This is a genomic window from Arthrobacter sp. NPDC058127, from assembly GCF_042884555.1.
Taxonomy (GTDB): Bacteria; Actinomycetota; Actinomycetes; order Actinomycetales; family Micrococcaceae; genus Arthrobacter.
Genome location: NZ_JBHVTT010000026.1, coordinates 63,661 through 74,929, shown reverse-complemented (window position 1 = coordinate 74,929; position 11,269 = coordinate 63,661). Strand labels below are relative to the sequence as shown.

Annotated in this window: 11 protein-coding genes; 6 read left to right on the top strand and 5 right to left on the bottom strand. The window is 62.4% G+C overall.

Features of this window, described 5'->3' with window-relative positions; all coding sequences use genetic code 11:
* Positions 1-132: 132 nt before the first annotated feature.
* Positions 133-1,065 carry a LysR family transcriptional regulator gene (locus ACFVTG_RS23095; RefSeq protein WP_390283074.1) on the bottom strand — a complete coding sequence of 311 codons (933 nt, stop codon included), beginning with the start codon at positions 1,063-1,065 and terminating at the stop codon, positions 133-135.
* A gap of 156 nt (positions 1,066-1,221) precedes the next feature.
* On the opposite strand from ACFVTG_RS23095, the gene ACFVTG_RS23090 reads away from it, so the two are divergent.
* Entirely contained in the window at positions 1,222-2,526 is a 1,305-nt protein-coding gene (locus tag ACFVTG_RS23090) for an SRPBCC family protein (RefSeq protein ID WP_390283072.1), read from the top strand.
* The gene (locus ACFVTG_RS23085) at positions 2,523-3,938 is read left to right on the top strand and encodes a ferredoxin reductase (RefSeq protein WP_390283070.1); all 1,416 of its coding nucleotides are present in this window, start codon (positions 2,523-2,525) and stop codon (positions 3,936-3,938) included. Before ACFVTG_RS23090 ends, ACFVTG_RS23085 begins: the two co-directional genes overlap by 4 nt.
* Positions 3,939-4,306: 368 nt before the next feature.
* Here the strand turns inward: ACFVTG_RS23085 and ACFVTG_RS23080 are convergent, their stop codons facing one another.
* The 4 genes from ACFVTG_RS23080 to ACFVTG_RS23065 form a co-directional block, all read right to left on the bottom strand.
* Positions 4,307-4,738, bottom strand: a complete 432-nt coding sequence (locus ACFVTG_RS23080; RefSeq protein WP_390283068.1) for a hypothetical protein — start codon at positions 4,736-4,738, stop codon at positions 4,307-4,309.
* 156 nt (positions 4,739-4,894) lie between these two features.
* On the bottom strand, positions 4,895-5,878 hold the full coding sequence (locus tag ACFVTG_RS23075) for an aldo/keto reductase (RefSeq protein WP_390283066.1): 984 nt from the start codon (positions 5,876-5,878) through the stop codon (positions 4,895-4,897).
* Between the two features lie 161 nt (positions 5,879-6,039).
* Complete coding sequence (locus ACFVTG_RS23070) at positions 6,040-6,237, bottom strand: type II toxin-antitoxin system death-on-curing family toxin (protein ID WP_390283064.1); 198 nt, start codon at positions 6,235-6,237, stop codon at positions 6,040-6,042.
* On the bottom strand, positions 6,234-6,380 hold the full coding sequence (locus ACFVTG_RS23065; RefSeq protein ID WP_284752194.1) for a hypothetical protein: 147 nt from the start codon (positions 6,378-6,380) through the stop codon (positions 6,234-6,236). The genes ACFVTG_RS23070 and ACFVTG_RS23065 overlap by 4 nt, the downstream gene beginning before the upstream one ends.
* Positions 6,381-6,650: 270 nt before the next feature.
* Between ACFVTG_RS23065 and ACFVTG_RS23060 the strand changes: the two genes are divergently transcribed.
* The 4 genes from ACFVTG_RS23060 to ACFVTG_RS23045 all read left to right on the top strand — a co-directional run bounded on the left by ACFVTG_RS23060 (position 6,651) and on the right by ACFVTG_RS23045 (position 11,240).
* Entirely contained in the window at positions 6,651-8,279 is a 1,629-nt protein-coding gene (locus tag ACFVTG_RS23060) for a fibronectin type III domain-containing protein (protein WP_390283063.1), read from the top strand.
* Between the two features lie 879 nt (positions 8,280-9,158).
* Complete coding sequence (locus ACFVTG_RS23055) at positions 9,159-9,944, top strand: amino acid ABC transporter ATP-binding protein (RefSeq protein ID WP_390283062.1); 786 nt, start codon at positions 9,159-9,161, stop codon at positions 9,942-9,944.
* A gap of 1 nt (position 9,945) precedes the next feature.
* The gene (locus tag ACFVTG_RS23050; protein WP_390283061.1) at positions 9,946-10,590 is read left to right on the top strand and encodes an amino acid ABC transporter permease; all 645 of its coding nucleotides are present in this window, start codon (positions 9,946-9,948) and stop codon (positions 10,588-10,590) included.
* The gene (locus tag ACFVTG_RS23045) at positions 10,587-11,240 is read left to right on the top strand and encodes an amino acid ABC transporter permease (RefSeq protein WP_390283060.1); all 654 of its coding nucleotides are present in this window, start codon (positions 10,587-10,589) and stop codon (positions 11,238-11,240) included. Before ACFVTG_RS23050 ends, ACFVTG_RS23045 begins: the two co-directional genes overlap by 4 nt.
* Positions 11,241-11,269: the final 29 nt, after the last annotated feature.

Here is an 11,269-nt window from a genome sequence, read left to right as displayed (position 1 = left end):
ATGTGGATCAAACCCAAAGCCCACGGCATGGACCACACCGGCCTCGGCGCACCCGACTTCATCCAACCGGACCGCAGCATGAGCGCCATCGGAGGATAGCAATGGTGCTATCCGGGTATAAAACAACGGATTTCAGGGGTCGTCTTCGGGTCGGGCGGTGAGGATCCGATTGGCGCTGGCCCGCAGGATGCCGAGCGACTCCTGGATCAAGGGCGATGCAATGCTGCCACTGCGCACCGCAGCGACAATGCGCCGCGAGGGCTTCCCCTTGCCGGTAATGCGCAGTCGAACCACGTTTTCGGCACTATGCAGGGGCGACAATCGCGGCAGCAGGCCCACGCCCAGCCCCGCTCCAACGAAGGCGATCTGGGTTTCCCATTCCACGGCCTCATGGGCAATCCGCGGCGTCACCCCGACTGCCGTGAACGCCGCCGTGAACAGGGAATGGTAGGTGGATCCGGCAGCCTCGGTGATCCAGGGTTCCGACGCCAGCTCTTCGAGCGTCACTTTTTCCCGCGATGCCAACGGATGGTTGGCGGGAATGATCACGTCCAGGGGATCGTCGAGCAGAACTGTCTGCTCGAAACGCTGATCGTCCTCAACATAGGTGTCGGACTGCATGGCGACAATGACGGCGAGGTCGATTCGCTCGGCAACCAACAAGTCGAAGCAGCGGGCCGGGTTGGCCTCGAGTACCTGCACCTCCAGCAACGGGTGGGTTGAGCGCAGGGTGGCGGCCAGAGGCGCGAGCAACTGGGCGGCCGCGGTGGAGAATCCGCCGAGGCCAAATCGGGAGGGCATCTGGTCGCCGGCCTGCATGGCCGCAGCGCGCAGGCTCTCCCATTCGGCCATGAGCGTGTCCGAGCCCGCCACGAGAAAACGGCCCGTGGCGGTCAGGCGCACACCCCGGCCGTCCTTCGTCAGCAGCTGCATTCCAAGCACGCGCTGGAGCTCCCGCAGTTGAGCTGAGACGGCGGAAGGAGAATAGCCGGTGAGCTCCGCGGTTGCGCCAATGGTCCCGCACCGGGCAAACACCCGAAGTGTTATGAGCCGTGGATCGATCATGCAACCATTGTGCACTGTTATCTACTAAATCTTGCGCTTTTGTTGCAGATCGATCGGCCCTAATCTCATGAATAAAACGTTAGACAACGGCGATTGCACCCACCAACCCAGGTCTCGATGGATCGCCCCTTACCCAGCCCTCCCGGGAGGAAACACATGTCTGCTCCAGTGAACGCGCCCCTCAATACACGCCGAAAACTCGCTTCATCATTGCCTGCCGAGCAGCTGGCGGAAATCACCGAGTTGTTCGAGTTGCGGCGCGTGGGGTATTCGCTCAATGCCCCCTTCTACACCGATCCGACGATTTTCAAGATCGACATGGAGGCCATTTTTGGCCAGCACTGGATCTATGCCGCCAGCATCGCCGAACTGCCGGAGCCGGGCGACTACGTCACCGTCGACTACGGGCCCTACTCCCTGATCGTGCTGCGCAACGACGACGGCGGCGTGAACGTCCTGCACAACGTGTGCCGCCACCGCGGCGCCCGCGTCCTGACCGAACCCGCGGGGTCAACGGGAAACCTGGTGTGCGGCTATCACTCCTGGACCTACTCTCCCGAAGGCAATTTGATCCATGCCTCGGCGCCGGGGGAAACCAAGTTCGACAAGGGCTGCTTCGGCCTCAAGCGCGCCCACAGCCGCATGGTCGCCGGACTCATCTTCGTCTGCATTGCCGACGAACCGCCAACCGACTTCGACGAAACCTCGAAGATCTTCGAGCCATACCTCGCGCCCCACGATCTGTCGAAGACGAAAGTCGCCTACCAGCAGAACATCATCGAGGAGGGCAACTGGAAGCTCGTCATGGAGAACAACCGTGAGTGCTACCACTGCGACGGACACCCCGAGCTTGCCTGTTCCCTCTTTCCCACCTGGGGCCTGACGGAGGGCCTGATCCCGGCCCATCTCGAAGAAGTATGGGACCGCAACAAGGAAGCCCAGTCTTCGCTCGAGGAGCGTTGCCGCCGCTATGGCCTTCCCTACGAGGTGGTCGAGGAGCTCGACACGCGCATCGCGGGAATCCGTATCTCACGTGAATCGCTCGACGGAGAGGGCGAATCGTTCTCGGCCGACGGGCGCAGGCTCTCCAAGAAGCTGCTCGGGGACTTGCCGGACTTCCGCCTTGGTCGCTGCTCGATGCACCTGCAGCCCAACAGCTGGTTCCACTTCCAGAGCGACCACGTCATCACGTTCGGCGTCTTCCCCATCAACGAACACCAGACCCTGGTACGCACCACCTGGCTGGTGGCCGACGATGCCGAGGAAGGCGTCGACTACGACCTTGAGAAGCTCACCTACACCTGGAAGCAGACAAACCTGCAGGACAAGGCGTTCGTGGAGTTGTGCCAGCAGGGTGCCGGCAGCCCGGCCTATGAGCCCGGCCCGTACATGAAGAGCGAGTACCAGGTGGAGGCGTTCATCAACTGGTACGTGCAGCGCGTGCAGGAGCACTTGGCATGATTGAACTCCTCACTGAGACGGCCATCCAGGAACCACAGCGCATTCGCGGTCTTGAGATGCCGTGGAACAGAGTCATGGGCAGCACCGAGGCACCCGCCCGTGCTGCCCGTGCGCTGGGCCCCTGGCATCCACAGGAGTTCATGGCCGAATGTGTCGAGACCGTTCCCGAGGCGGGCGGCTTGATGACCTTCGTGTTCCGCCGCTGCGACGGTGCGCCCCTGGCGTTCCGTGCGGGCCAGTATGTAAACATCGCTTTTCCGGTGAACGGCGAGGACCAGGATCCGGTGGACCGCAGCTACTCGCTGTCCAGTTCCCCCACTCAGCCTTGGACCTTCAGCATCAGCGTCAAACGCGACCCCGCGGGACTCGTCTCACCGTGGGTGCACGAGAACGTCAAACCCGGCACTGTGCTCGAGATGCTCGGACCGGTCGGCGCATTCCACTTGCCGGATGCCGACCGGCGGGCGCGGTATCTCTTGCTGGCCGCCGGCGCAGGCATCACCCCCATCATGTCCATGGTGCGGACCATCCACTCACTGCCCGGACAGGCCGATGTTGTGGTGCTCTATCACGGAGCGGAGGCCGGAGGCTTTGCCTTCCACCAGGAGCTGGCCTACATCGCCTCCGTGGATTCGCGCGTCAAGGTCTTCTACTCCCTGGGCGACCGCAGCAAACCCGAGGGATGGGAAGGGCTCACCGGAAGGCTGACGACGGTCATGCTCGACGAGGTGGCCCCCGACGCCAACGGCCGCCAGGTCTATGCCTGCGGCCCCGAGGGTTACCTGAACACCGCGACCGAGCTCCTGAAGAAGGTCGGCGTCGACGACACCTCCATCTATATGGAATTCTTCTCGGGAGATCGCCAGACGCTCCTTGAATACCAGGCGGAGCTCGCGTTTGCAGTAGACATTGCGGAGGAAATCGCCGAAGAAATCGCCGATTCCGCCGAGGACTACTACGAAAGCCAGCCCACCGCGTTCGGGCTCTACGAGCCAGGCTACGACGCCGATGGAACCCTGCAGGCCACGGGCCTGCCGCTGGAAACCGCCGACCCCGACGGACCCGGTTCCGAAGCTCCCGAAGACGGCTCCGGGACGGCGCCGGAGGTCGACGCACCGGATGCCTCGAGCTTCGACACGGTGGGAACGGGAAGCCTCACCCTGTCCTTCATGCGCACTGGCATCAATGTGCGGATTGACCCCACCGAACACATCCTCGGGGCGGCCCAGCGCGCGGGCGTCAGGATCGGCGCCAACTGCAAGGAAGGCATGTGCGGCTCCTGCAAGGTCGTCAAGCTTTCCGGAGAGGTCGAGATGAACCACCAGGGCGGGATCCGGGCACGCGAAATCGATGCGGGCAAGTTCCTGCCCTGCTGCTCCACGGCACGAACCGACTTGGTGATCGATGCCTAACCGCTTCCAGCTGCTAGACCTCACTGGAAGCTTTCGCCGCTGGCATGTCAGATCCCTATGCTCAGGCCCGGGACGGCGTGAACCAAGGCACCCACGACTCGCCGGGCACTAGCGCTGCGACCGGTGCAGGCATTCCTGGACCGCTTTACCACCAGCGGAAGACGGATCCGTCATCTCTTCGGACGGCTCCGTCTTCCGACCGCTGAAAACACACGAAACTACAGAAAATATGCCCAGTACAGCCCAGTGCAACCCCGGGTGCGTGCACATTGTGGCACCCTCATTTTTGCGCCACTGCAGTCAATTCAGCCGCTACGCGCCATGCCGAAAATTTGGCACAAGCGACCTCTGAGCAAGCGGCATTGCTCCTAGGGGGCCAGTTCGCCCGCCCGAGTCCAGCCGAGGGCCTCGTACCGTTCCGCCGCCCCGGCGTCGACAGGCGCATAGACGACATCCGCGCCTTCGACGAAGGCTTCCTCCGCCAGGCGGGCCAGAACCACGGCCTCGTGATCGAGCGCCACCGCGTCGCCGTCCACTGGGCGCACCGGGCCCACCACAGCGAAACCATCGCCGAACACCACCCGGCCCCGCGCCAAGGGGCGGTCGAAGCGGGTCAGCTCCACGACGTCGTGATCCTCCAAGGGTGCCTCGAACACGCCGTACTCGGACTCGAGCGGCGGCGCGCTGTTGACCTCGCCCGGCGGCGCGGTCATCAGGACGCCGACGGGAAATGTTTCCTCGCCCTCGTTGAGCCGTGCCCACAGGGGCCGCCAGTCGTGTGTAGTATCCGGTGCGCTCATGCACCAACCCTATCGCCGTCCCTAACTGCCAGTACATGCGGAGTAGCGGTTGAACGAATAGCCGGCCGAATGCGGCAGGGATAGCGATCGGTTGAGAACCGGCGTCGACGGTCACTGCCCTTCGGGGGTGGACTGAAAGGACATGGCTTTCCGGGGCTACCAGCGTGAATGGATCATCTCGCGGAAGTACGCGTCGTAGATTTCCCTCACGCTGTTCTCGAAGTCGGGGCCCAGGTGGTCCAGTATTTGGATAGAGGCAGCGTTGGAGCGGGCTTGTTCGGGGCTTCGGGCACCTGGTATGACGGTGCTGACCCCGCCTTGTGCCGCGATCCAGGCGATGGCCGCTTGGGCTGTCGTTGCTCCGGACGGGACAAGCTTTTTGAATTCTTCCACCGCTTTGAGGCCTTGTTCAAAGTCAACTCCGGAGAAGGTCTCGCCGACGTCGAATACTGCGCCGTTCCGGTTGTATTTCCGATGGTCATTTTCGGCAAAGACTGTGTCCTTGGAATACTTGCCCGAGAGCAGGCCGGAGGCCAGAGGGACCCTGGCGATGATGCCGACTCCGGCATTCTTCGCCGCGGGCAGGACCTCGTCCAAGGGCTTGTGTCTGAAGGCGTTCAGAATGATCTGGACGGTGGCCGTGCCGTGTTTGATGGCTTCGAGTGCTTCATCGGTCCGCTCAACGCTGACGCCGTAGTCCTTGATTGCGCCTTCACCGACGAGCGTCTCCAGCGCATCGTAGACTTCCGGGCGGCTATAAACCGGGGTCGGCGGGCAGTGCAGTTGCACCAGGTCCAGGCACTCCGTCCGGAGGTTCCGCCGGGAACGGTCAACCCACTGCCGGAAGTTGGCCAGTGTGTAGTTCTCCGGTATCTGTTCCAGGCGCCGCCCGATTTTGGTGGCGACCGTTATGTCCAGTCCGGGGTTCGCTGCGAGGTACTTCCCGATGGTTTGCTCGCTCCGCCCGTCGCCGTAGACGTCGGCGGTATCGAAGAAGGTCACCCCCGAATCCACTGCGGCTTCCAGGATGGCGATGGCTTCCTTTGGATCCACGTTGCCCCAGTCGGCACCGAGCTGCCATGTGCCCAGCCCCACAACGGAGACGGACCGCCCTGTCTTGCCCAATACTCGCTGCTTCATCCTTCGACTATAGCCACGGCACAACAGCCCCGTCCCCATGGAAGGGGGCCAGCTGATCCTAGGACCCGAAGGGCCAGCCACGCCTGGTCAAAAGATGATGTCGGACGCGTAGTCTCGGAAACGGCTTCGCAGCATCTACCGTCGAATCAGAAGTTTCTCGATCAGAACGGCGTTGCGCTGCAATCGATGTCGCCGGCGGCCACGCCCAATACCAGGTCGAAACCCTCGTCGGGGTTGAAGTCGTGCCGGTAGCCATTGATCCACAACAGCAGGACCATGAGCGTCCAGGCGGTGCGTTTGTTGCCGTCGATGAGCGGATGAAACCTCGCCACGGACTCGAGCAGCGCTGCCGCCTTCATGGCAAGTGAGGATAGGCGTCGGTGCCCATGACCGTCGTTGCCGGGCGCGCCAAAGTCGAGGCGAGCAGCTCGACGTCACGGATGTGGAAACCGTACCGCTCTATCACCTGCAGGGCATCCTCGATCTCGAGGTACGAACTCATGCATCCTCAAGGCGCTTGAGCAGCTCCGCGTCATGCCTCATCACGAAATCCAGACCCTCACTGATCTCGCGGCGGCTCCCGTGCTGTGTCTTGACCGCCGGTGGGTGATCAACGAGTTGTGACCGCCATCCTCCGGGCTTCCCGTCCGCGACAGCGACAGCAACGGGCACACTCACTAAGTGAACGGGGTAACCAAGAATTAATTTGTCGGTGACTCGCCGCTTGGACAGTTTTCACTGTCTCGCCTCGGCGCCGCACCAAGCTGAATCCATGACTGATGACAAGGAACTCTTTAGAACTGGACTCTCGCGCCGCGGCTTCTTCACGGCTGCCGGAGCCGCCAGCGCCGTCGCCGTTTTGGCAGGCGCAACCCCGGCGTCAGCTGCTGACAACAAGGCGATGTTGCCCTCAGCCGTCGGCGACCCGCTGACCACCCCGGTGGTGAACGGACTGCATCTGCAGTTCGGTACCGATGCATCCAGCGAAGTTGTGGTGTCGTGGCACACCTTGCAGCCCGTAAAGCAGGCCCGGGCGATGCTCGGCGAAACCGACGGAAGTTACGGACGGAGCCAGGACGCGGTAGAAACCAGCTACGTCGACGCCAAATCCGGCCAGAAGGTATATGCCTATCACGCGAAACTCACCGAGCTCGATCCATCCCATGACTATGTGTATGCAGCCATTCACGACGGCGCGCAGCCAGAGTTTGGTTCTTTCCGTACGGGTCCGCGCGGACGCGGAGAATTCACCTTCACAAGCTTCGGCGACCAAGGCACCCCCACCCTCGGAAAGAAGTCCAGCTCCGGGTCAGGAACGCAGCAATGGGTCAACGACAACCTCGGTTCCCCCGCTGCCGGTGACATGCCGGCCGGCGTCGAACGCGTCCAGCCTCTGTTCCACCTGTTCAATGGCGATCTCTGCTACGCCAATATCTCGGAGAACCGGGTGCGGACCTGGACCGACTTCTGGGACAACAACTCACGCAGCGCCCGTCACCGGCCTTGGATGCCCGCCGCAGGAAACCACGAGAACGAACTGGGCAACGGTCCGATCGGGTATGCCGCCTACCAGACGTACTTCTCCGTCCCTCCGCAGCCGGGGCAGACCGACCTCACCCGCGGCCTCTGGTACTCCTTCACCGCAGGTTCAGTACGGGTCATCAGCCTCGCCAACGACGATGTCTGCTACCAGGACGGCGGCAACAGCTACGTCAGGGGCTACTCGAAGGGCGCCCAGAAAACCTGGCTCGAAAATGAACTCAGCGCGGCAAGGTCGGATAGGAACATCGACTGGGTGGTCGTCTGCATGCACCAGGTTGTCATCAGCACGGCAGGATCCTTCAACGGAGCCGATCTGGGCATCCGGCAGGAATGGGTGCCGCTGTTCGACAAGTACGGCGTGGACCTGGTTGTCTGCGGGCACGAGCACCACTACGAACGCTCCCACCCGATCCACGGCCAACAAGCCAACGCAACGCTGACTCCGATTCCGGCGGACACGCACACCGACGTCATCGATACGACCAAAGGGACGGTCCACATGGTCCTGGGCGGGGGCGGAACGTCCGTGCCATCGAACCAGTTGTTCTACAACCCTCCCTCATGCCGTGTCATCACGAGCGTTGGCGCACCCGACCCCACAACAAATAAGCGGCCACCGGTCTACGTCCAGGAAGACGCTCCGTGGTCGGCAAAGCGCGATGCCGCGAACTCCTATGGTTTCGCGGCCTTCAGCGTCGACCCCGGCACCGAACCCGGAGGGACAACGAAGATGGAGGTCACGTACTACAACGTAACCGGTCCCCAAGGACAGCTCGCATCCTTCGAATCCTTCACGCTCCAGCGGCCACGGTCCGATTCACACCAACAAGGCGGCAACGGGAACAAGGGCCGAGGCTAAGCCGATCAGCGTCGCCAAAGCAACGTTCAAAGGCGACTGCCGTCGATTTTAGTCTCGAACCTCGGGCTAGCCCCAAAAAGGCAAGACGAAGGCCCTCCAACCCAGCGTTCCCGCAGGTCGGGGGGCCTTCACTGTGGAGCTAAAGAGATTCGAACTCCTGACCTCTTCCCAGGGGACGGCACATTTTGTTGGTTGTCAGCGGCTTGCGTTGGCTTGAAAATCCGCGGAATCCAGCCGCTTTCCGTGGGACATACGGTCCGTGACATATCAGCGTTTTCCATCGTTTCCGTGGGGTAAACGTGTGGCGAACGTGGACCAGATCGACAGGTCGCATGCGTCGCGTTCGTCGATATTCGTGACCCCCTCCACCAGCGTGAAGATTCGAACGATCCCGGCGTATGTCCGAGCCGCGGACATGCGGGTACGATAACTGCTGCTCGTTGTTGCCTTCCGCCGCGGCCGCGATGGCCTGGGCGATTGCGCGGTTCCATTCCGCTGTTGTCCTGGACAGTGGTTCTGCCAATTCAGGTTCGGAGATGGAGCAGGCCCGGAGCTCGTTCCAGACCGCAGAATTCCTTCGCACGCCGGCGTCGTCCTTGATTTCTTCGAGAAGCAGGTGCCTGAGGTACCGGTCGCGGTCATCGGCGTCATTGCCCCGGGAGGGCGCGGCGTCATCCTTTGCTGACTTGCGTGTTGATGTGGTCCTGTGCGGACTCCCGCGTTGCGGCGGGTTCGGGCCAGACGGGTCTCCGGAGAATCCGTCGAAGGCGCCAAAAATAGCCCTTCCTTTTCTTCCGCAGTGTCATGTACCATTGCACATATCACGTGACATGGACCACATCGTCGATGTTTCACTTGCTCACCACATGGAAGATCACTATGACCCTTTCAGAAATTGCGGACGGCAGGATCGCTCCCCGTTTCGGCATCAAGCTAGACAACATTTCGAAGCACTATGGCGACCACGTCGTCCTTGATGATGTTTCCCTGCACGTCCAGCCGGGGACTGTCACTGCCCTTATCGGCCCCTCTGGCGCAGGCAAGAGCACCTTCTTGCGGTGTATCAACCTCCTGGAGCGGCCCGATTCCGGCACCATTCAGGTGGCCCAGCACACCATCGAGCCGGGCAAGGACGTCAGCAGCCGGGATCTCGCGGCACTTCGGCGCACGGTGGGCATGGTGTTCCAGTCATTCAATCTCTTCCCGCACATGTCCGCGCTGAAGAACATCAGCTTCCCGCAGCAGAAGGTCCTCGGACGCAGCAAGGAAGAGGCCGACGAGCGCTCGATGCAGTTGCTTGAGCGCGTGGGGCTCAAAGAGAAGGCCTCGCAGCACCCGGGGCGATGCTCCGGCGGCCAGCAGCAGCGCATTGCCATTGCCCGCGCCCTGGCCTTGGATCCGGGCATCATGCTCTTCGATGAACCGACGTCGGCGCTCGATCCGGAGGTGGGGCTCGAAGTCCTGGCCGTCATGCGCGAGCTCGCCGCCGATGGCATGACGATGATCGTGGTGACCCACGAGATGCAGTTCGCCCGCGACGTCTCCGACACGCTCGTGGTCATGGCCGATTGCAAAATCATCGAGCAGGGTGATCCCCGGGCCATCATGAGCGATCCGCAGGAGGCCCGCACCCGACGCTTCCTGCGCGCAGTGCTGGAGCGCTGACATGGACGCACTTTCCGCGGTCCTTCAGGGGCTTCCCATGACGATCATGCTGACGCTGTCTGCGTTCGCGATTGGCATCGTCGGCGCCGTTCCACTCGCGGTGGGCTTGTCGTCGTCGAACGTTCTGGTTCGCCTGGCGTCGCGGCTCTTCGTGGACCTCGTCCGCGGCGTGCCGATCATCGTGTGGCTGTTCCTGCTCAAGTTCGGCATCCAGATCGGCACTTTCAAGTTCAACCCGGTGGCCGCAGCGGTGGTTGGCCTCGGCGTAGTCTCCATTGCCTACCTTGCCGAGATCTACCGAGGCGGGTTACAGGGCGTGCCACGCGGCCAGGGCGAGGCAGCGAATGCCCTCGGCTTGACCCGCGGGACCACCTTCTACCGCGTGATGGTCCCCCAGGCCTTCCGAATCGTATCCCCCTCGATCGCGACTTACCTGACGGGCCTGCTGAAGGACTCCTCGATCGCCTCGACGATCATCGTCACTGAAATGGTCTTCCAGTCCCAGGCCTTCGCCCGGCAGCACCCCAGCGTGGAAGGGATCCTGCCCTACATCATCGTGGGCATTCTCTATATCGTGCTGAGCCTGCCGGTCGCCTACTTGTCCCGCCGACTCGATTCCCGCATGAGGAAGGCCGTCTACGCATGACCTGGCTAACAGAATGGGCGGGCTACCTCCCGCAAATGATGTCGGGCCTCGGCGTCAGTCTCCTGATCGCCGGCGTCTCGATCTTCTTCGGCTATCCATTGGGACTGGCACTCAGCCTTATGGTGACCGCCAAGAACCTCGCCGTCCGAACCTTGGGACTCGCCGTCGTCGAAATCGGCCGAGGCGCGCCGGCCCTGGTGATCCTCTACCTCTTCTACTACGGCTTGCCGAAATTCGGGATCGCGTTCGAAAGCATCACTGCAGCTTGCCTCGCCCTGACATGGAACTCGGCGGCGTACTCAAGCGAGATCATGCGGGCAGGCCTCCAGTCGGTGGCCCGTGGACAGCTTGAGGCTTCCAAGGCCCTTGGATTGTCGCAGCGTGACACTTTCTTCCGGGTCATCATGCCGCAAGGGATGCGCTCGGCAATCCCCGGGCTGATGGGCGTCGCGATCCAGATGTTCCAAGGTACGTCTCTGGCGTACGCGATCGCGGTCCCGGAACTCATGAAGTCCGCGTACAACATCGGCAGCCAAGACTTCAACTACCTCCAGATCTTTACCCTCGCGGGCCTCTGCTACGCCGCCATCTCCATGCCGGCCACGTGGATCACCGTCTTCTTTGAGAAGCGCATGGCCCGCCACGCGTGATAATCCCCCGCAACTAACGCTCCACCGAC

Coding starts and splice junctions, on each gene's coding strand:
- ACFVTG_RS23095 (WP_390283074.1), bottom strand. CDS start 1,065: ATGATCGATCCACGGCTCATAACACTTCGGGTGTTTGCCCGGTGCGGG.
- ACFVTG_RS23090 (WP_390283072.1), top strand. CDS start 1,222: ATGTCTGCTCCAGTGAACGCGCCCCTCAATACACGCCGAAAACTCGCT.
- ACFVTG_RS23085 (WP_390283070.1), top strand. CDS start 2,523: ATGATTGAACTCCTCACTGAGACGGCCATCCAGGAACCACAGCGCATT.
- ACFVTG_RS23080 (WP_390283068.1), bottom strand. CDS start 4,738: ATGAGCGCACCGGATACTACACACGACTGGCGGCCCCTGTGGGCACGG.
- ACFVTG_RS23075 (WP_390283066.1), bottom strand. CDS start 5,878: ATGAAGCAGCGAGTATTGGGCAAGACAGGGCGGTCCGTCTCCGTTGTG.
- ACFVTG_RS23070 (WP_390283064.1), bottom strand. CDS start 6,237: ATGAAGGCGGCAGCGCTGCTCGAGTCCGTGGCGAGGTTTCATCCGCTC.
- ACFVTG_RS23065 (WP_284752194.1), bottom strand. CDS start 6,380: ATGAGTTCGTACCTCGAGATCGAGGATGCCCTGCAGGTGATAGAGCGG.
- ACFVTG_RS23060 (WP_390283063.1), top strand. CDS start 6,651: ATGACTGATGACAAGGAACTCTTTAGAACTGGACTCTCGCGCCGCGGC.
- ACFVTG_RS23055 (WP_390283062.1), top strand. CDS start 9,159: ATGACCCTTTCAGAAATTGCGGACGGCAGGATCGCTCCCCGTTTCGGC.
- ACFVTG_RS23050 (WP_390283061.1), top strand. CDS start 9,946: ATGGACGCACTTTCCGCGGTCCTTCAGGGGCTTCCCATGACGATCATG.
- ACFVTG_RS23045 (WP_390283060.1), top strand. CDS start 10,587: ATGACCTGGCTAACAGAATGGGCGGGCTACCTCCCGCAAATGATGTCG.